Source organism: Propionispora hippei DSM 15287 (genome assembly GCF_900141835.1).
GTDB classification, from domain to species: domain Bacteria; phylum Bacillota; class Negativicutes; order Propionisporales; family Propionisporaceae; genus Propionispora; species Propionispora hippei.
On record NZ_FQZD01000021.1, the window covers coordinates 31891 to 52035 of the forward strand.

The 20145-nt window shown below is 49.9% G+C and carries 17 protein-coding genes and 1 riboswitch; of the genes, 14 read left to right on the forward strand and 3 right to left on the reverse strand.

Going from position 1 to position 20145, the window contains the following annotated elements; all coding sequences use genetic code 11:
* Positions 1 to 102 precede the first annotated feature (102 nt).
* The 3 genes from F3H20_RS12355 to F3H20_RS12365 all read left to right on the forward strand — a co-directional run bounded on the left by F3H20_RS12355 (position 103) and on the right by F3H20_RS12365 (position 4447).
* On the forward strand, positions 103 to 1485 hold the full coding sequence (locus tag F3H20_RS12355) for an amino acid permease (protein WP_149735253.1): 1383 nt from the start codon (positions 103 to 105) through the stop codon (positions 1483 to 1485).
* A gap of 115 nt (positions 1486 to 1600) precedes the next feature.
* Positions 1601 to 1780, forward strand: a riboswitch (Lysine riboswitch).
* Between the two features lie 132 nt (positions 1781 to 1912).
* Positions 1913 to 3328, forward strand: coding sequence for an amino acid permease (locus F3H20_RS12360; RefSeq protein ID WP_149735226.1), 1416 nt, complete (start codon positions 1913 to 1915; stop codon positions 3326 to 3328).
* Positions 3329 to 3766: 438 nt separating this feature from the next.
* The gene (locus F3H20_RS12365; RefSeq protein WP_149735227.1) at positions 3767 to 4447 is read left to right on the forward strand and encodes a TMEM165/GDT1 family protein; all 681 of its coding nucleotides are present in this window, start codon (positions 3767 to 3769) and stop codon (positions 4445 to 4447) included.
* A gap of 186 nt (positions 4448 to 4633) precedes the next feature.
* Here the strand turns inward: F3H20_RS12365 and F3H20_RS12370 are convergent, their stop codons facing one another.
* Together F3H20_RS12370 and F3H20_RS12375 are read right to left on the reverse strand one after the other, a co-directional pair.
* Positions 4634 to 5383 carry a class I SAM-dependent methyltransferase gene (locus F3H20_RS12370; RefSeq protein ID WP_149735228.1) on the reverse strand — a complete coding sequence of 250 codons (750 nt, stop codon included), beginning with the start codon at positions 5381 to 5383 and terminating at the stop codon, positions 4634 to 4636.
* 191 nt (positions 5384 to 5574) lie between these two features.
* Positions 5575 to 6081 carry a hypothetical protein gene (locus F3H20_RS12375; RefSeq protein ID WP_149735229.1) on the reverse strand — a complete coding sequence of 169 codons (507 nt, stop codon included), beginning with the start codon at positions 6079 to 6081 and terminating at the stop codon, positions 5575 to 5577.
* A 669-nt stretch (positions 6082 to 6750) separates the two neighbouring features.
* On the opposite strand from F3H20_RS12375, the gene pgm reads away from it, so the two are divergent.
* The 6 genes from pgm to F3H20_RS20285 all read left to right on the forward strand — a co-directional run bounded on the left by pgm (position 6751) and on the right by F3H20_RS20285 (position 14345).
* The gene (pgm, locus tag F3H20_RS12380; RefSeq protein WP_149735230.1) at positions 6751 to 8403 is read left to right on the forward strand and encodes a phosphoglucomutase (alpha-D-glucose-1,6-bisphosphate-dependent); all 1653 of its coding nucleotides are present in this window, start codon (positions 6751 to 6753) and stop codon (positions 8401 to 8403) included.
* A gap of 125 nt (positions 8404 to 8528) precedes the next feature.
* Positions 8529 to 9860 carry a hemolysin family protein gene (locus F3H20_RS12385; RefSeq protein WP_149735231.1) on the forward strand — a complete coding sequence of 444 codons (1332 nt, stop codon included), beginning with the start codon at positions 8529 to 8531 and terminating at the stop codon, positions 9858 to 9860.
* Positions 9861 to 10078: 218 nt separating this feature from the next.
* Positions 10079 to 11791, forward strand: a complete 1713-nt coding sequence (locus F3H20_RS12390; protein WP_149735232.1) for a spore germination protein — start codon at positions 10079 to 10081, stop codon at positions 11789 to 11791.
* 4 nt (positions 11792 to 11795) lie between these two features.
* Positions 11796 to 13073 (forward strand): Ger(x)C family spore germination protein, encoded by a 1278-nt coding sequence (locus F3H20_RS12395; RefSeq protein WP_188128314.1) that lies wholly within the window; start codon positions 11796 to 11798, stop codon positions 13071 to 13073.
* A 9-nt stretch (positions 13074 to 13082) separates the two neighbouring features.
* Positions 13083 to 14201, forward strand: coding sequence for a GerAB/ArcD/ProY family transporter (locus F3H20_RS12400; protein ID WP_149735234.1), 1119 nt, complete (start codon positions 13083 to 13085; stop codon positions 14199 to 14201).
* Between the two features lie 18 nt (positions 14202 to 14219).
* The gene (locus F3H20_RS20285; protein WP_262501621.1) at positions 14220 to 14345 is read left to right on the forward strand and encodes a hypothetical protein; all 126 of its coding nucleotides are present in this window, start codon (positions 14220 to 14222) and stop codon (positions 14343 to 14345) included.
* 72 nt (positions 14346 to 14417) lie between these two features.
* Here F3H20_RS20285 and F3H20_RS12405 read toward each other — a convergent pair whose 3' ends face one another.
* Positions 14418 to 15182 (reverse strand): DeoR/GlpR family DNA-binding transcription regulator, encoded by a 765-nt coding sequence (locus tag F3H20_RS12405; RefSeq protein WP_149735235.1) that lies wholly within the window; start codon positions 15180 to 15182, stop codon positions 14418 to 14420.
* A gap of 373 nt (positions 15183 to 15555) precedes the next feature.
* Here F3H20_RS12405 and fsa point away from each other — a divergent pair, with 373 nt between their 5' ends.
* From fsa to F3H20_RS12430, 5 genes are all read left to right on the forward strand, one after another.
* Positions 15556 to 16200 (forward strand): fructose-6-phosphate aldolase, encoded by a 645-nt coding sequence (fsa, locus tag F3H20_RS12410; RefSeq protein ID WP_149735236.1) that lies wholly within the window; start codon positions 15556 to 15558, stop codon positions 16198 to 16200.
* Positions 16201 to 16354: 154 nt separating this feature from the next.
* Positions 16355 to 16807: an RpiB/LacA/LacB family sugar-phosphate isomerase gene (locus F3H20_RS12415; RefSeq protein ID WP_091745477.1), complete on the forward strand. Its 453-nt coding sequence runs from the start codon at positions 16355 to 16357 to the stop codon at positions 16805 to 16807.
* A gap of 226 nt (positions 16808 to 17033) precedes the next feature.
* On the forward strand, positions 17034 to 17771 hold the full coding sequence (locus tag F3H20_RS12420; protein WP_149735237.1) for an MBL fold metallo-hydrolase: 738 nt from the start codon (positions 17034 to 17036) through the stop codon (positions 17769 to 17771).
* An 18-nt stretch (positions 17772 to 17789) separates the two neighbouring features.
* Positions 17790 to 18152 (forward strand): VOC family protein, encoded by a 363-nt coding sequence (locus tag F3H20_RS12425; RefSeq protein WP_149735254.1) that lies wholly within the window; start codon positions 17790 to 17792, stop codon positions 18150 to 18152.
* A 199-nt stretch (positions 18153 to 18351) separates the two neighbouring features.
* Positions 18352 to 20070, forward strand: a complete 1719-nt coding sequence (locus F3H20_RS12430; protein WP_149735238.1) for a methyl-accepting chemotaxis protein — start codon at positions 18352 to 18354, stop codon at positions 20068 to 20070.
* Positions 20071 to 20145 lie beyond the last annotated feature (75 nt).

The window sequence follows — 20145 nt, forward strand, 5'->3', positions numbered from 1 at the left end:
TAGGGTGATTGTGTACTTTACACAGAGGACATAGTTATGTATAATTTACTGAGTGTAAATAAGTTGGGTAGAAATAAGGAACGGAAGTGGAGTGAAGTAAGAATGAACCATCCTAATGCGGAGGAAGGAAACATTCAGCGGGGCCTTAAGAACCGTCATATTCAGATGATTGCTCTGGGTGGCGCCATTGGCACCGGCTTGTTTTACGGCTCGGCCTCGGTCATTAAGCTGGCGGGACCGGCCATTACGGTATCGTATTTAATCGGCGGCATCATTATTTTCTTTATCATGCGGGCCTTGGGTGAGATGTCGGTGGAGCAGCCGGTATCGGGTTCCTTCAGCCAGTATGCCTACCAATACTGGGGTGAACTGCCCGGCTTTATCGGTGGCTGGAATTACTGGTTCAACTATATTGTAGTCAGTATGGCGGAGCTTGCCGTTGTCGGCACTTATGTGAATTACTGGCTGCCGGATATCCCCATCTGGGTATCGGCGCTGGTTTGCCTGGTGGCAATTACCGCCATCAATCTTATTCATGTGAAAGCCTTCGGCGAGTTCGAGTTCTGGTTTGCCATTATCAAGGTGCTGGCTATTGTCGGCATGATTGTGTTTGGTGTAGCTATTATTGTTTTCGGCTTCGGTCACGGCGGCGTGCCGATTGGCCTGGGCAATCTCTGGCAGCATGGCGGCTTTTTGCCTAACGGTGTTTACGGCGTTATTTTATCGTTAGTCATGGCCATGTTTTCTTTTGGCGGCGTGGAACTGATCGGTATTACCGCCGGCGAAGCGGAAAACCCGAGAAAGTCCATCCCGCAGGCAATCAATCAGGTGGTTTGGCGGATTTTACTATTCTACGTCGGAGCGCTGACCGTTATTTTGGCTATTTTCCCCTGGAATGAGATGGGGACTCAGGGCAGCCCCTTCGTGCAAATCTTTACCCATGTGGGTATTCCGGCTGCAGCCCATTTGTTGAACGCGGTTGTGCTTACGGCAGCCTTGTCCACCTATAACAGTGCGCTGTACAGCAACGGCCGGATGTTGTATGGTCTGGCCCTGCAGGGCAATGCCCCGCGGCTGTTTGCCAAATTGAACACCTCCGGTGTTCCGGTAGCTGCCATTTTGGTATCGTCAGGCGTTACGCTGTTTGCCGTTTTACTCAGCTATATCGATCCGGACCGGGTGTTTTTGTATTTAATGGCAGTGGCGACTATCGCCATTATCATTAACTGGGCTATGATTTTGTTAGTTCAGCTTAAATTCCGGCAGAAGAAAGAGGCCGAAAAAGCGGTGCTGACCTACAAGCTGCCCTGGTATCCCTTTTCGTCCTATATCAGCCTGGCTTTTCTGGCCTCCATTTTAGTCATTATGGCCTTAATTCCCGATATGAGGTACTCGCTTTATATCGCACCGGCCTGGCTGCTTTGTCTGTACATCGGTTATCAGGTAAAGGCCAAACGGCAAAGTGAGCCTGTACGAAACTATTAACAATAGCAATTTATTGTAAAAAATTCGAAATTTGTTTTTATTTTTAGCACAGAAACGTAAAAGTCTCTTCCTAAAACACAGGGGATCAAGTATAATAAAAATTAGTTTAATACGGTGATCAGATAGAGGCGCGGGGATTATGAAACTGCAGTGAGCTGGCTGGCGATAAAACTGCAGCGGAGGAATACCCGCCGAAGCGGCCGTGCCCTGGCCAGGGCGGCTGCTGGGGTTGTATTGAATAAGTACAACACTGTCATCCGGGTTTCCCACCATTGGATGAAGCGCTATCTCACAGAAAGTTTTACTGTCATGGTTTATGCGGTAATCGTACGGTTGTGAGATGGCTCACGACCGTTTTTTTTTGTGAGCGAAAGGAAAGCGGTTATGGCGGGTTAGGCTGCAGGTTATTAAGACTAGGAGGTATTATATGTATAAGCAGGAAGATATTTTGAAAGAGCTTTGCCCGGCCAAACCGGAACTAAAGCGGGAGATGAAATCGCGCCACTTAATGATGATTTCCATTGGCGGAACGATCGGTACCGGCTTGTTTTTAGGTTCGGGGCAGACGATCAGTCAGGCCGGCCCGGCGGGTGCCATCATCGGATATTTGTTCGGCGGCTTTGTTATGTATATGGTGCTGCTCTGTCTGGCGGAGCTTTCGGTGGCTATGCCGGTTTCCGGCTCGTTTCAAAGCTATGCGTCCCAGTTTATTTCTCCTGGCGCAGGCTTTACCACCGGCTGGCTGTACTGGATTAACTGGGCGGTCTGCATTGCTGCCGATTTTACGGCGGCCGGAATTATCATGCATAACTGGTTTCCCCAGGTTGACACCTGGATTTGGAGCGGTATTTTTGCATTGGGACTGGCTCTGTTGAATGTTATTTCCGTCAAGGCCTACGGCGAGGCTGAATTCTGGTTTGCCGGCATTAAGGTTGCCGCCATTGTGTCGTTCATTATTGCCGGAGCCGGCCTGATGTTTGGTTTTACCGGACATGAGGGAGCTATTGGACTTAGCAATTTCCATACCGGCGGCGGTATTTTCCCCAATGGGTTTTCGGCGGTGTTTCTGACGATGATTGCCGTTTCCTACTCCTTTCAGGGAGCAGAACTGGTAGGCATTGCGGCAGGCGAATGCAAGGAGCCGGGCAAAAACGTGCCCCGTGTCATTCGCGGCATTACTTACCGGATTATGATTTTCTACATTTTGGCGATGATTATTCTGGCCGGAACGATTCCCTGGCAGGAAGCCGGCGTGCTGGAAAGTCCCTTCGCTCATGTGTTCGGACGCATTGGCATTCCCATCGCCCAGGATATTATGAGCTTTGTGGTGCTTACTTCGGCATTATCGGCCGGTAATTCCGCCCTGTACGCCTGCTCGCGGTTATTGTGGTCAATGGCCCAGGAAGGGCTGGCACCCCGTTTTCTTGGCCAACTAAACCGCAATGGTGTTCCTTTTTACGGCGTTATTGCTACGCTGATTCTGGCATGCCTGTCGCTGCTGACCAGTGAGTATGCGGCAGACACCGTCTATCTATGGTTAATGGCCAGTACCGGCCTGACCGGCTGCCTGATCTGGGTTATTATTGGCTGGTGCCAGATGAACTTCCGTAAGAAATTTTTGGCGGCAGGCGGTTCGGTGAAGGATCTGGTGTTCCGGACGCCCTGCTATCCGCTGGTGCCGATGCTGGCTATTGGGCTGAACCTGGTCGTTATCATCAGTCTGTATTTCGACGAATCCCAGCGTATCGTGCTGTATACCGGCTTCCCCTTGCTGGCAGCCATTTATCTGTTCCATGAAGTTTTCCTGAAAAAGCGGACTGCCGTAGCTCCTGCGGCGGAATAACACGGTCCTTTTTTACCGTAAAATGGTTGACGTGAAGCCGTTTATGGTGTAGAATGTTAAAATCATAAGATAGTTTCTAAAGGGGAGTAGCTCTTGGAAACAGAGTCAACATACTGGCGGTTTTCCCGTCTGGCTCTGTTTGTTGGCTTACCGTCAATTAGCGAGACCTTTAGTATGGCCTAGTGTCATACTAAAGGTCTCGTTTTTTGTATGATCGGAAGGGACAGTCTTTCTGATCGAATAAATGGAGACTTAATACAGACGGTGTTTGGACACCGCCTGTATTGTAGTCGAGATTATCCAGGGACTTAGCAATCTTACTCCCGCTTGTAAAGGTGGGAAGTTTTAGGTCGGGTTAGTCATTGGATAAATAAGGACGGAAGCGCTGGCCGGACCGGAGATCAGTCCTGCAGATCACAGAAAAAAGGGGAGATCGTAATGGCTTTTTTGACTTCGCTGGTCTTTGTTGTTCTGGCGGAAATGGGGGACAAGACTCAATTGCTGGCTATGGCATTTGCCGCGAAATACCGTTGGCAGACCGTGTTGTGGGGGATTTTTGTGGCCACTCTGGTCAATCACCTGTTGGCGGTAGTAGTGGGCAGTTATTTGACGGAATTTATTCCGCTGCAATATGTGCAAATCGCGGCGGCGGCTTCATTCATTTTATTCGGTCTGTGGACTATCCGGGGCGATGAACTGTCCGGCGAGGATGAATCCTGCCGGTACAATCCTTTTTGGACGGTGGTGATCGCCTTTTTTCTGGCGGAAATGGGGGACAAAACCCAACTGGCGACAGTAGCCCTGGCGGCGCAGTTTCATCATGCTCTGCCGGTTTGGCTGGGGACTACGACAGGCATGATGATTGCCGACGGGCTGGGTATCGTGGTTGGCTGTGTAATGGGGCAACGCATTCCCGAGCGGGTAGTTAAGTGGTGCGCCGCGATGATTTTTTACTTATTTGGCCTGTTTGGCTTGTACCAGTCGCTGCCGGAGCAGTTTCTTACCTGGCCCGCGATAACAGGCTGTATCGGCGTCCTGGTGATTCTGACCTATTTGGCTGCACGCATGGAGAAGAAGGTGGAACCCCCTTGCTGTATGCGGGAATCGTCCGGACGTTAAGGAAGAAACTGATTGTAACGTTTGCGGGAATAGTGCTGCAGGATAGGCGTGCTGGTTGCCGCTGTTCAATGATTTAGTTTCCGTTAAAGGAAAACGCAAGCTGTCCACCCCTATAGGTGCATAGGCTTGCGTTTTTTCGATTAGCCATTCTCATCAGACTGTAATGTTACGATTGAGACAGTCTTTTTAAGCCTTTTTAATCGCAATAACTTGAATACGTCTGTAATCAGCGATCCATTGTCCGTTTTTCCATATACTGTTTCTGCAAAGTCTTTCTGTTTCAGATAATATTTCTTCTTTTTCTTCATCTGAGAAATTCAGCAAATCACTCGCAAAAAATTGGCAAATCCAATTGTACAGTCCTTTTTCACCATCAGCGAGTGGTGTTGGCCTATCGTATTCAATGAGGTGTTTTACTTCAAAACCAACTTGTTCTAATAATAATTTATATTTTTCTTTTGAAGGGAAAAAGAACGGAGAACAGTAAATATACCGTTGTTGTCCTGCAGCTTTTTCAAAAGCTGTTTGAATTTGATGTATGTTATTTTTTGCGCCAAATTCACAAATCAACATCCCATTATTTTTTATAGAATTATGAATTGAATGCAACAATTTTTCCTGGTTCTGGATCCAGTGAAAGACTGCATTTGAAAAAACCGTATCAAATTCATTTTTATAAGGCAAATTGGTTGCATCTTGTACCTGGAAAATTAAGTTGGGATAATTGGATTTTGCCTTATCAATCATATCTTTTGATGAATCTGTGCCGATAACAGTCGCACCGTTTTTTGCCAACTCGTTTGTCAGTACCCCTGTACCGCATCCTACATCTAATATTTTTTGCCCTTTTTCCGTATTTACAAAGTCAATCATTGCTTTACCATATTCAGCTACAAAAGAATGTTTGTTATCATATAGCTTGCTGTTCCATTTCATTTTTTCTACCTCCACAAATTATTACTATAAGTATTACATAATACCCCGGATTAGAAGATTAAGCAGGATAATGAGAAGCCAAAGGAGATACTATAGGGTTGACTGTTATAAGTATTGTATGGCTTGGTTTGTTGAAAAGAAATGCCCTGCTGTCGCAGGGCGGAGATAAGGCGGCAAAGTTTTTCTGAGAGTTATTCGCCCGCTTCGTATTGGATTTCCCAGGACAGGGTGCCGGGGCGGCGGCTGTCCTTAAACAGTTTCCGTTCGTGCATGCTGTAGCCGGTTACGGTGATTTCGACTGCTCGCCGGCCGGGGGGGAAGACCAGATTAACGGTGCCAGGAGAAACGGTGTCGGTCTGGCCGTTTTCCCAGACAATTTTAATCAGAGATTTTTCCGCATGCTCACCGGTGGCCTGAAAACTTACAATGTGCAGGTTTTGGGCAAAGCGGCCGGCAATGGCCTGGGGAAAGGCGGCGCTGCCCTCAAATGGCACTGACTGGCCGTAGAGAATCCGCAGGGTCGGCAGCGGGGTAACCGTCATAATTTTAGGAGTGGCGACCTGGGACGGCGTTGTTTCGACGGCAGGCGGCTGGACCGATGGCCCGGCGGTTTGACGCTGCTGCAGTCCCCAAAGACCTGAAACCAGCGCTAAAGTAAGCAGGGCACCGACAGCAAACGATTTTACATGGGGCAGCATAGTTCCCTCCTCAGTAAAACAGCGGTGTGCTCAGACTGCCGGTTACATCGCTTCTGCGGCAGCAGGCTGATGGCTACACCGGTGAATTGTTTATGGTTTCAATCGGAATAAAAGTAGGAATGCTATTATCATAACGGAATTTGCCGGGAATCTCAAGTTAGGTACCCACTGATTAATTCACGCTGCGCGTCCTGACGGATCTTTTTCCGCCTGGCTGCGTCAGCAAAACCTTGAAATAGGGGCCGCGCTATTCCTGCGGCTTTACTTCCTTGCCTGGCGGAAAAATCTTTCGCCAGGCCGACACTTTCATTTAATCAGCGGGTACCTAGTGTTCTGCCAGCTTTGAAGCTGACGACGACGGAATTTTAACCGTCACAATTTTTGCTTTCAAGCTGGTAGAGTACTAATAGAAGTATATTCCTTCCTGCCGGCATCCTGTTGGTTATAATATAACATATTATGGAAAATAATAAAAACGACTTTGCCTGTTTGCAACCGGCAGCAGGAATTTCCTGCCTGGTGGTAGAAAATCTTAGTAAGATTTACCGGTCAAGGTAGAAAATTACTGATGTATCATAGTGGCGTTTCTTGCTTGCTGTGCCGGCACGGGTTTTGCCGTCCGACAAGCTGAAAATAGATTGAAAAGTCTGTATGGAGGTGTATTTGAGCATGTCTGTTCATTCGTTAGCAGGTAAAAAAGCACCGAAAAGTTTGTTGGATAATATTCCCCGTTTAATCAGCGCGTATTATGTGAATCACCCCGATGCCGGCGACCCGGCTCAGCAGGTGGCCTTCGGCACATCGGGCCATCGCGGCAGCTCGCTTAAAGGTACGTTCAATGAGGATCATATTTATGCCATTACGCAGGCTATCTGCTGTTACCGGCGGGAAAAGAACATAACCGGGCCTTTGTTTATCGGCTTTGATACCCATGCCTTGTCTGAGCCGGCCCTTATCTCGGCTATTGAGGTACTGGCTGCCAATGGCGTGGAAACCAGAATGGCCAAGGACATGAACTATACGCCTACGCCCGGCATCTCTCATGCTATTTTAACCTATAACCGGGGCCGCCGTGACGGCTTGGCCGACGGGATGGTCATTACGCCGTCTCACAATCCGCCTGATAACGGGGGTATTAAATATAACCCGCCCGATGGCGGACCGGCCGATACTTCCATCACCAAGTGGATTGCCGATAAGGCCAACGGTTTTTTGCAGAACGGCAACAAAGAGGTGAAACGTCTGCCCTATGAACGGGCCAAGCAGATGGAGTCGGTTCAAGAGCATGATTTTATTACACCCTATGTGAATGATTTGGCTCAGATTATCGATATGGAAGCCATCCGGGCCGCCGGTCTGAAACTGGGGGCCGATGCTCTGGGCGGAGCGGGACTTGGCTACTGGGGACCTATTGCCGAACGGTACGGTCTGAATATGGATGTACTGAATAACCACCCGGACCCGACCTTTAGTTTTATGAATGTCGACAGTGACGGAAAAATCCGGATGGACTGCTCGTCGCCCTATGCCATGGCCGGGCTAATCGGGCTAAAGGACAAATATGACCTGGCATTCGGCAATGATCCTGATTTTGACCGGCATGGTATTGTAACGCCCAGTGTGGGCTTGATGAACCCCAACCATTACTTGGCAGTGGCTATTTCGTATCTGTTCCAAAACCGCAGCGGCTGGCGGAAGGATGCCGCCGTCGGCAAAACGCTGGTCAGCTCGTCGATGATTGACCGGGTGGCGGAGAGCTTAGGCCGCAAGCTATGCGAGGTGCCGGTCGGCTTCAAGTGGTTTGTTGCCGGTCTGGTGGATGGTTCGTTTGGCTTTGGCGGCGAAGAAAGCGCCGGCGCTTCCTTCCTGCGTAAGGACGGCACGGTTTGGACAACCGATAAGGACGGCATGATTCTTTGCCTGCTGGCCGCGGAAATTACGGCGAAAACCGGCCGGGACCCCGGTGAATATTATCGGGGTTTGACCGACAGGTTTGGTGAACCTGTATATGCCCGCGTTGATGCTCCGGCCAACACCGCCCAAAAGGCAGTACTAGCCAAGCTGTCACCGGAGCAGGTGAAAGCCGATCAATTGGCCGGCGAGGCCATCACGGCCAAGCTGACCAAAGCCCCCAGTAATCAGGCGGCGATCGGCGGACTTAAGGTCTGTACGGAAAACGGCTGGTTTGCGGCCCGTCCTTCCGGTACGGAAGATGTCTATAAGATTTATGCCGAAAGCTTCAAAGGAAAAGACCACCTGCGGGAAATTCAGGACGAAGCCCGGCAGATTGTGGCCGATACCTTTGCGGCGGCCGGTGTATGATAAAAAACACGGAATATTGAAGGAGGTGAACCTATTCTCCTCGCTGTCGTGAAGGATGAAGTAAAAATAAAGAGAAATGCCGGTGACAGAATTATTTCATCTGACAGAAGAGAGATAGGGAGTTGTTGGACCCTGCGTCTATATTGTTAAATTTGTTTTTAGTTGTGCTGCTTGTTTTGCTGAATGGTTTTTTTGTTGCCGCGGAATTTGCCATGGTCAAGGTGCGGAGCACTCGTATTGAGACGCTGCTGCAGGCGGGAAATACGCGCGCCAGGTTTGCCAAGAATTTGATTGAACATCTGGACGCCTATTTATCCGCTTGCCAGCTCGGAATTACTCTGGCTTCTCTGGGCCTTGGCTGGATTGGCGAGCCGGCCGTTGCCGGCTTGTTGGAACCGGTCATGCTGGGAGCCGGTTTTTCACTCCAGGTGGTTCATACCGTAGCGTTTACAATCGCCTTTTCCATTATTACAGCCCTCCATATTGTGCTTGGTGAGCTGGCGCCTAAATCGCTGGCCATCCAAAAGGCGGAAGCCGTCACGTTATGGACATCGGTTCCCCTGATTGGTTTCTACCGGGTGATGTATCCTTTTATTTGGGTGTTGAATACGGTAGCTAATCAAATTCTTAAATTGGCGGGCATGGAAATGGCCAGTGAGCACGAGGCCGCGCATACCGAGGAAGAAATCCGTATTCTTATGGAGGAAAGCCATAAGCAGGGTTATATAAACATGACGGAACTCACCTTTGTAGATAATATTTTTGAATTTGCCGAACGCAACGCCCGGGAAGTCATGATTCCGCGGACTGATATGATTTGCCTCTATGCCCAGGACACCTTTGAGGAAAACCTGGAAACAGCCCTGGAGGAAAAGCTTACCCGTTACCCGGTATGCGATCCCGATAAGGACACCATCGTCGGGTTTATTCATATAAAGGATTTGCTGGCCGCTGTCGCCAAGGAACAAAAACCGGCCATCCGGGAATTGGTCCGGGAGATTACGGCTATTCCTGAATTCATGCCGATTAGTGAACTCTTAAAACTGCTGCAGCGGACCCGGTCGCAGATTGCGCTGGTAGTTGATGAATATGGCGGCACAGCCGGCCTGGTCACCGTCGAGGATATCCTGGAAGAGATTGTCGGTGAAATTCAGGATGAATTTGATGAAGAACGATCAACGGTCGAACTGCGGGAAGACGGCAGTTATTCCGTAGACGGCAGGCTGCTGCTGGAAGAAGTCAACCATGTGCTGGACAGCAATCTGGAATCGGACGACGTGGATACCATTGGCGGCTGGGTGTATTCGCAGGTAGAAATGCCGCCGCAGGTGGGCCAGACCCTTGTAGCTGAGCCTTACCAATTTATGATTGAAGAAGTGGATCACGTACGGATTAACCGGATACTTATCCGGAAGCTAGAACAGCCGGACCTACCGGCTACAGACAAAGCGGTATAAAAACAGCCTGGTCCTTAACCGAGGATCAGGCTGTTTTTTATATTCCAGCAGGTTCTGTCAGACGGGAAGCATGGCCGCCATTGTCAGCGCTGTACTGTTTCCCGGAAACTTTCCCGGCCGGTAGACTAAAAAAGCATAAACGGCCTAATACTATAACCGGCGGCAGCTCTGCGGGCAGACTGTCTGGCCGGTAAGTCTGTTTGGAAGGAGGGGGAGTGTTGGCAGGAAGAGGTGCGAAGAATATTCATTTAAAAAAATTGTCGGAATCTTTGCCTGGTGCCGACCGCCCACGCTCCATACAAGCTTTGCAGAATCTGCGCCGGACGCTTGAGACGGCGAAGCGCACGGCTAACGAGCTGGAAAACATGCTGCTAATGTTTCGCCGGCATATAACCGGCAACCAGCGGCTTGCCCCGGATATCGGGGCGGTTGAACCATTGGTACGGTCTGTACTGGCCGATTGTTCCGATATTGTATTTCGCAACTTCAAAATAGGCAATACCCGTCAGGCACTGCTTGTTTTTGTGGAAGGTCTGATTGACAATGAACTTCTCAACGAGAATATAGTCAAACCGTTACTGTATTACCGGCAGCAAATTCCTTTGTCCGGCGAAAGGACGGAGGAGACTATCGGCAATTTTCTGGAACAGCAGGTCATTTCTTCGGCCCAGGTCGTCCAGGTATGCACACTGCAGGAAATTCTGACCGGAATTCTAAGCGGTGATGCCGCGCTCTTGATTGACGGCAGTGAGGCGGCCCTGGTCATCAGTATAAAGAAATGGGAGAAACGAAGCGTCAGTGAGCCTACGGTGGAGCCGGCGATCAGAGGGCCGCAGGAAGCCTTTATCGAAACATTGCGCACCAATACCAGTATGATCCGGCGGCGCTTGAAGACGCCCCGGTTAAAAATGAAAATGCTGCAGGTTGGCCGTTTATCCCAAACCAATGTGGTCATTACTTATTTGGAAGGAATTACCGATCCGGCACTTCTTGCCGAAGTGGAAAAAAGAATCAATTCCATTGATGTGGATGCCATATTGGAAAGTGGCAATATTGAGGAACTGATTGAAGATAATCCGTTTTCCATTTTTCCGCAGCTTTCCTATACCGAGCGGCCGGACAAGCTGGTCAGCTGCCTGCTGGAAGGGCAGGTGGGAATTATGGTGGATAACACGCCGTTTGCCTTGATTGCCCCGCAATCTTTTTTTCAGATGATACAGGCACCGGATGATTACTATGAACGGTTTATCGGGTCCAGCCTGATCCGGCTGATTCGGTATGCTTTCCTGTTTGTCGCCTTGCTGTTGCCGGCGTCGTATATTGCCGTATCGACCTTTCATCAGGGCATGATCCCGACGACGTTACTGTTTTCCATGGCCGCCTCGCGGGAAAATATTCCTTTTCCGGCTTTTGTGGAGGCCATGATTATGGAGATTTTCTTCGAAGGCCTGCGGGAGGCCGGCGTCCGGCTGCCCCGGCCGGTGGGGCAGACCGTAAGCATTGTCGGCGCCCTGGTTATCGGTCAGGCTGCCATTCAGGCCGGGATTGTCTCCGCGCCCATGGTTATCACCGTATCCATTACCGGGATTGCTTCTTTTACCGTGCCTCGCTTCAATCAGGCCATTGCCATCAGAGTATTGCGTTTTGTATTGATGATCCTGGCGGCCACGTTGGGGCTCTATGGCGTATTTATGGGATTTATGGCCATCTTGATTCATATGGCCAGCCTGCGTTCCTTTGGTGTTCCTTACTTGTCACCTGTTGCTCCGTTGGAACTGAGCAGCTTGAAAGATGTCTTTATCCGTGTGCCCTGGTGGGATATGCTTACCCGTCCCGGTTTTACCGGCAGCATGGATTCCCGGCGAATGAAGGCTGATTTGAGGCCTGCCGCACCGCCGGGCAGACAGAAGAAGAAACGGAAACAGAGGTGACAAGGTGAAGAAACTGGCTGTTTGTTTGCTGATTGTCATCAATACGCTATGGCTGACCGGCTGCTGGGACCGGATGGAGATTAATGATTTGGCCATTGTTACCGCTGTCGGTGTGGATAAGCTGGAAGACGGCCATATTTGCCTTACCCTGCTGATACCGGCTCCCAGGCTGTTTCCGTCCGCCGGCGGCGGTGGAGGAGGTGATGGCGGTGACAAGGCGCCGACTATTGTTATGTCGGAATACGGTAAAACCATTATGGATGCTTTCCGGCGTTTGCAGGAGAAATCCTCCCGAGAAATCATGTTTTCCCATGTCCGGTTTATTGTCCTCAGCGAACGGCTGGCCCGTTCCGGGGTTAATGAGGCTCTGGATTTTTTTTCCCGTTACCGCCAGTCCAACCTGCGGGCCCATGTCCTGGTTACCCAGGATGACATCGCTGAACTCATGGCCAGCGATCCCGGCATAGAAAGAACGGTGTCGGACTTGATTCATGAGGAAGGGGAAATGGGGATCAGCGTCCGGATTGATCTTAAGGATTTTATTGCCATGCTGACTGAGGAAGGCATTAACCCTGTGGCCGGCCGGATTGAGATGGTGCCGCTGGTTATGGAGCGTAAAAAGAAAGACGAAGAAAAAAACGAGGGAAACGGCCAAGAAAACGGTCAGAAAAAGAATCAAGAAAACGGCCAGGAAAACCCAAAAAAGCCGAAGAAAACGCTTGCCATTCGCGGGGCGGCCATTTTTCATAAGGATAAGCTGGTCGGCTGGATGAATGATGCCGAAGCCAGAGGCCTGGTTTGGCTGCGGGATGAGATGGAGCAAGGCGTTATTACCGTGGCAATTCCGGAAGAAAAGGGGGGCGGCAGAATTAGTGTCCGCTTAAAGGAGGCTAAGGTGAAATTTAAGCCGCAAATTGAGGCAGAAACGCTGCATATGAGTCTGACGATTATCACGCAGGCCGTCGTATATGAAAGTTCCTCAAAGATAGATCTAAGTGACCCGAAATCCGTCGTGTATATTGAAGACGCCGTAGGAGATAAGATACAAAAAAGGGTGGAACGGGCGCTTGTGATGCTCCAAAAGCAATTCCGCAGTGACACGGTCGGCTTCGGTACCGCACTGTACCGGCAATATCCCAAAGAGTGGCTTCATGCTTACAAAGATACCTGGGACGAGCTGTTTCCGGAGCTTGATATTCCGGTGGCGATTAACGTACGAATTCCGCGGGTCGGCTTTGTAACCAAATCGTTGACCAGGGAAGAATCGGAGTTTGTGAAATAAGAGGGAGTTATGGAACGAATATCAAACTATCAGTTATTTGTGCTTACCATGCTGTTTCAGATTGGTACAACTATTATTTTCGGGTTTTCCTCGGCGGCGGGAAGGGATGCCTGGCTGGCTGCCAGTATTTCTACCGGGCTTGGCGCCATGACCATCGGGCTGTATCTGGCGCTTATGAAGCTGCATCCCGGCTTGACTCTGGTCGAGTGGTATCCCCGGCAATTTGGCCGCTGGCTGGGGACGCCCATTGCCTGGATGTACCCGCTTCTTTTGATTTATGACGCCGGCCGTGGCTTAGGCGATGTCCGGGACCTGATACCCACGACCATATTGCCGTTGACACCCCAATGGGTGGTGCTGGGGATTTTTATGATCATGGTGGCCTATGCTTTATTTTGCGGGATTGAAACATTGGCCCGGTTGGGTGAGCTCTGGCTCCCGGTGCTCATCCTGCTGTTTATCGTGGAATTGGTGTTGATTGCCGGTTCGGACATTGTCCAGATAGAGCGGTTACTGCCGGTGGCCGGCAAAGGCTGGGACAGAATTATGGCAGCCGCCTGGCCGCTCGGGGTGACCCAGTCCTTTGGCGAAACCATAGATTTTGCCATGATCTGGCCTCTGGTAAAAAGACAGGATAAGATTGTGCGAACTACGCTGTTGGCCACGGTGGTGACCGGTTCATTTATTGCACTGCTTGATGCGGTGGCAGTCTCGGTATTAAGTGAGGCTACTTTTTCCCGCAGTATTTATCCGCTGTATGTGCTGATTCAACAGATCAATGTGGCGGATTTTATTCAAAACCTGGATGCGCTGGGGGTTATGTATTTTTTGACGACCACATTTTTTAAAATTTCCATTCATATCTTTGCTGCGATCTATGCCATGCAAAAGCTTACCGGGGTACAGAACAGCCGGATTTTTATTCTTCCGGCGACCGCTGTGGTGCTATACCTGGGTCTGAAGATGGCGGCCAGTGTGTTGGATCATATTGAAACGGGTCTAAAGATATTGCCCTACAACTTATGGGTGCCGCTGTTTCTGGTGCTGCCGGCGATCCTGTTCGTGGTAGCTTGGGTTAGAAAGCTCCTGGAACCAGAAAATACGGAAAGTCGGGCTTCCGGAAAATAATGAATGGAGGCGGGTCAAATGGAAAAATACTTATATCCCTGGCAGTCTCATGCCATGCTGGATTATCCATGGCTGATGCCTCTGTTCCTTTTTGCCCTGGCAGTGATTTTTTCTGTTGCTGTCTGGATAAGGGGAAAAAAGTAAAAAAGAGAACAGGACAAAAGCCGTTGTCACTTTGGACAGCGGCCTTTGTCCTGTTTTATAAACAGTAAGCGGTTATTCGCAGATGACAACCTCAATACCGGCTTGCCGGTATTTTTCAATACAGCTCTGTGGAGCCTTGGCATCGGTAATGATGACGTCGACCTGGTTGGAGCGGGCAAAGCTGGCGCTTGAGTTCCGGTCGATTTTCAGGTAATCGAGAAGCGCAACCACCTTTTTGGCTTTGGAAATCATCAGCTTTTTCAATTCGCACTCATGTAAATTGAAGTCGGTCAGGCCTTCCTCCAGCGTAAAACCCTGGGCAGATACAAAAATGACATCGGCGTTGATCTGGTTAATCAGATTTTTGGCCAGCAGCCCTTCTAAGGAACCTGATTTGGGACGGACAATGCCGCCGGTCAGAATCAGGTTGATGTTGGGATTGTCTTTTAATTCAAGAGCGGTGTAGATTCCATTGGTGACCACCATCAGTCGTTCAAAGTCGTGCAGATGCTTGGCCAGCGTCAGACAGGTCGAACTGGCGTCGATGATGATGCAGTTGCCGTTGCGGATAAAATCCAGCGCCTTGCGGCAAATGATGTCTTTTTCATGTTTGTTGATCAATTGCCGTTTGGAAAAGCTGAAGTTCTGCTGAATGCTTTGGGGGATGACGGCGCCGCCGTGAGAACGTTCCACCAGTCCGTCCTCCTCGAGCTTGCGCAAATCGTTGCGGATGGTGCAGGCCGAAACGCCGAGCAATTCTTCCAACTCGTTGGTAGTGATTTTTTTTTGTTTATATAAAACTTCCAAAATTTTTGTTCTCCGCTCCAAAGGAAGCATACCTATCCCCGCTTTCTAGATATTTAACATATAGAATGAAAAATAACTCTAGGTTAAATTGTAACAAAAAAATGATAATATGAAAATAATGTTTTCAATAATCCTTAAAACATTATAAAAAAATTATTGAATAATAACAAAATATAAAAATAATGCGAATAAAAAAGAAAAGAAACGATAATAAACGATAAAATAACTAAAATAAATAATATTAAACCATAAGTCATTTTTACAAAAAAATAACTAAGTGTTACTATATAGTCAAGGAAAACAAATGAAACGGAATAAAACGGATGGAGGGTTTTTTTAGAACCGCTATCCCGGCCGTTTTAGCTTGTTTGGGAAAATATAGCAGAGTGAGGTAATATGGCGTATGAAATTATTTATTGACACCGCTAATGTGGACGAGATTCGCAAGGCCAGTGAAATGGGCGTGATTTGTGGTGTAACGACCAATCCGTCTCTGATTGCCAAAGAAGGCAAAGTTTTTGAAGAGGTTATTAAAGAGATCGTTACGCTGGTAGACGGCCCGATCAGTGCCGAGGTTATCGGACTGGGAGCGGACCAAATGGTAAAAGAAGCGAAAGAACTGGTTAAAATCCACAAAAACATCGTCATTAAAATTCCTATGACAGCAGAAGGCTTGAAGGCTGTAAAAATTCTCTCGGCCAATAACATCAAAACCAATGTCACTTTGATTTTTTCAGCGGCTCAGGCTTTGCTGGCGGCACGGGCCGGCGCGACCTATGTCAGTCCCTTCCTTGGCCGTTTGGACGATATCGGTGACGAAGGCATGCGCCTGATTGACGAAATTGCCGAAATCTTTGCTATTCACGACATCCCTACCGAAATCATTTCCGCCAGTGTCAGAACGCAGATTCATGTGATTCAGGCCGCCAGAAGGGGTGCTCATATCGCGACAGTGCCGTATAAAGTTATTGCCGAAATGATTAAGCATCCGCTGACCACCGCCGGTATCGAAAAATTCCTGAAAGACTGGGAAAGCGTGCCGAAATAGAACGGCGGTGAACCGGAATTGCCGGTCCGGCAAAGCGTTATAACGTTCCCGCGGCTCTCCAATAAGATGTTAAGGTGTAACCGGAAAATTCTCTGGTTGTTTCAATAAGTTTTCGCAAATCCTAACAAAAATATTAATATGAGGTGAATGAACCATGAAAATTGCAATTGGCAGTGATAATGCAGCGTTTGAGTTGAAAAAAATTCTGATTAAACACATGACGGAACTGGGTCATGAAGTAAAAGACTTTGGTATTGATTCTCCCGAGGATGCTACCAACTATCCGGAAATCGGTGAACGGGTGGCTCTGGCGGTAAAGGAGCAAGGCTTTGAAAGAGGCGTTCTGGTTTGCGGCACCGGCATCGGCATGTGCATCGTAGGCAATAAAATCCCTGGCGTTTGCGCTGCTTTGTGTCATGATACCTTCTCGGCCGAAAGAGCCATCAAGAGCAACAACGCCCAGATTATTACCATGGGCGCCCGTGTTATCGGTCCCGAACTGGCTAAGAAAATCGTTACCACCTGGTTGGAATCGGTATTCACCCCTGGTCCTTCTTCACCGAAAATCCAGATGGTTGCCGACCTGGACAGCAAATACAAAAAATAAGCACAGGCGAGTATGTTGCGTCGCTTAACGCAGACGCAAGGAGCTACGGCTGCCTGTCGCAGATAGCAAGAGCCCTTTCGCTTTACCGGCGAGAGGGTTTTTGCTTTTTTCGGTGCCGGTACGACGGTTGACAAGGAAAATAGGATGGTATATAAATGTAGTATCAGGAATATTATAGGAAATTGAGGACGCGGCCGCCGGCCGCAGACGCGGAAGGAGGCTTGCCATGAAGTATTTATTGTCGGAACTTACGCCAGGTGCAACAGCCGTAGCTGTTTATGATGTTCATTCCTGGGGTGTTCCTTCCTATGCCAACGTGTATGTCTTAACGCAGGGGAATCAGGCGATATTGATTGATGCCGGGGCGCGAGTCTATGAAGGTATTCTTAAGGCGGCCCTGCAGGACATCGGATTTACGACGGAGCAGGTGCGGACCGTATATCTGACTCATGGCCACTGGGACCATGTGGAAGGTGCAGCCGCCTTCCCTCAGGCCGCCAAGTACATTCACCGGGAGGATTTAGTGCTGGTGCCTGAGACGCTGGCACCACAATTTTCTCTCTTTGCGGACGGAGACGGTGGTTCGGAGACCCAGTTTGGTGGCAGAGACGCTCTGGCGGTTATTCATGTCAATACCCACAGCCCCGGTTCGGTGGCGCTTTATGATGCGGCCACCCGTATTATGTTTGCGGGAGACTTCTTTTGCTTTTTTGGCGAAGAGTTGCCGGAGGGCAAACTGGTGTCGGCCAGCGAGGTAGTCCGGGCGGGCTGCTGTCAGTATGTGGCCGGTCAGGCGGCACAGGGCGGCTGGGAGTTTGAACGGTTTATGGCGGGGCTGGAGAAATTGCTGCCCTATGAGCCGGAATTTTTCTGTACCGGTCACGGAGTGGTATTACAGGGAGATATTCAGCGGTTTTTGACCAGTTTATATGAAAGCGGCAAAAGGAATGCCCGTAAGAAATAAGTGACAGGAGGAAATATGATGAGTTTTGTATTTGCCCATAATAATTTCAATGTGCTCAATTTGGAGAAAAGCCTGGCTTTTTATAAGCAGGCGCTGGGCCTGGAGGAAACGCGCCGGATGGAAAAACCGGATTTTACGCTCGTTTTCCTGGGCGACGGACGTACGCCCCATAAGCTGGAGCTTACCTGGATCAAGGACCGGAAAGAATCGTATCAATTGGGAGATAATGAATTTCATCTGGCCTTTACGGCTGACGACTTTGAGCAGGCTTATGAACTCCACAAGAATATGGGCTGTATCTGCTATGAGAATAAGGCGATGGGAATTTACTTTATCGCCGACCCGGACGGGTATTGGCTGGAAATTTTGCCGAAACGGTAAGATAAGGGAAAATAAAGGAAGCAAACGGTGCGTGAAGCAGCCCGTTTGCTTTTTTTTGCCGAATATCCAGGCAGGAATGGGACTTTGGTCCTATTTGTAGTTTGACGAATTTCCCGGAACCCTTCATAATTATAATTATGGTAACAATCAGGGGGCAAAGCTTTCTGTTTGGGATTAATACATAATTGGGGTGGTAGGAATGAAGAGCTTTGGCAATAGTCTGGGCAGTAAATTTTATTCCATTGTGGCATTGTTGATCGCTTTCTTAGCCGTTGTCGGCATAGCCGGTTATTATTTTAACCTGCAGGCTGCCAGAAATCTGCGTACAACCTATGAAGAGGACCTGCTGCCCAATGAATATTTGAACCGGTCGGCTACCAATATCAGAGCGCTGCAGGGGGAATTGCTGGAGCTGATGATCACCGACAATAAGGAACGGGAGAAAGAGCTCGTTCAGGATATGGCTGCCCGTACGGCCGAAAATGGGAATCTGCTGGGGCGATATGAAAAATTGCCGCTATCGGCGTATGAGCGGGAGCAATATGCCATTTTCCAGGATGAATTGGCCGCCTGGCGGACTCATCGGCCTAAGGTGATCGAATTGGCCACCGGTGGGCAGAAGCAGGCTGCCTATGCCTATTATGTTCAGAATCTGGCGGTCCATGCCGGGAATCTGAACAAGCTGCTGGATGACCTGACCACCTTTAACTCCCGGCAGGCCGAGGAAAACAAGCAGAATAATGATAGAGCTGCATCGTTGACTGGTATGCTGCTGCTGTCGCTGACGGTGCTGGCTATGCTCATCGGCGGCTTTTTCAGCCGGCGGCTGGTGCGTTCGCTGAGCAAGCGGATCGGCCAAGCGGTACAGACCATCGAGGAGATCGCGCAGGGACATATCCGCCGCCAGGAAACCGCTCATTTCAGCCGGGATGAAATCGGGCAAATGGACCAGGGATTGCAGACAATGGGGAACAATCTGCGTGTTTTATTGGAAAAGGTGAGCACTCTAGCCGGTCAAGTAGACAGTTCGGCCGGCCAGTTGACTGATACGGCCGAACAGTCGGCTCAGGCCGCCGGGCAGGTGGCCGCATCGATCACCGGCGCCGCCCAGGGGGCTGACCGGCAGGCCGCTATGGCGGACGACGTCATGAATCGGCTGGAGGAGCTTTCCCAGGGGGTCACGCAGGTGGCAGCCAATACCGGCCGGATTACTCAGGTGTCGGAGGAATCGGCCCAGGCGGCCCGTGAAGGGCTGCAGTCGGTGGATGCGGCTGTCCGGCAGATGGAAAGCATTGAGCATACGGTCAGTGAATCGGTGACGACGGTCGGGCAGTTGGAAAGCCGTTCCCAGGAAATAGGACAAATTGTCGAATTGATCGCCAGCATTGCCGCCCAGACTAATTTGCTGGCGTTAAATGCCGCTATTGAGGCGGCGCGGGCCGGTGAGCAGGGGCGGGGTTTTGCGGTGGTTGCCGAAGAGGTCCGTCATCTGGCCGAACAATCCCAGGAAGCGGCTCAGCAAATCAGCGACCTGATCCGGAATGTTCAGCAGGACACTGGCCGGGCGGTCTCTTCCATGGGACGGGGGGCTGCCGAGGTGAAAAAAGGCGCCGGGCTGGTACAGCAGGCTGGTCAGGCGTTTGCCGACATTGTTTCCCGGATCGGCCACAGCGTGACGTTGATGAAAGAAGAGGCGGCCGTAACCGAACAGATGGCGGCCAATAGCGGCCAGATTCTGGAAGTGGTGCGGGACATGGCCGGTATCAATCACGATATGTCGGCCCAGGCCCAAACGATTTCGGCGGTGACCGAGGAGCAGTCGGCAGCGGCTGAAGAAATCGCCGCGGCGAGTCAAAGTCTGGCCACGCTGGCCAATGAGCTGAAAACAGCGACAAGCCAGTTTACACTGCATGATTAGCGCCCTGTCAGTTTTGAGCTGTCGACTGGCGCACTGCCTTTCTTCACGGTCAGTGAAGCTGCCGTCAACAGAGGG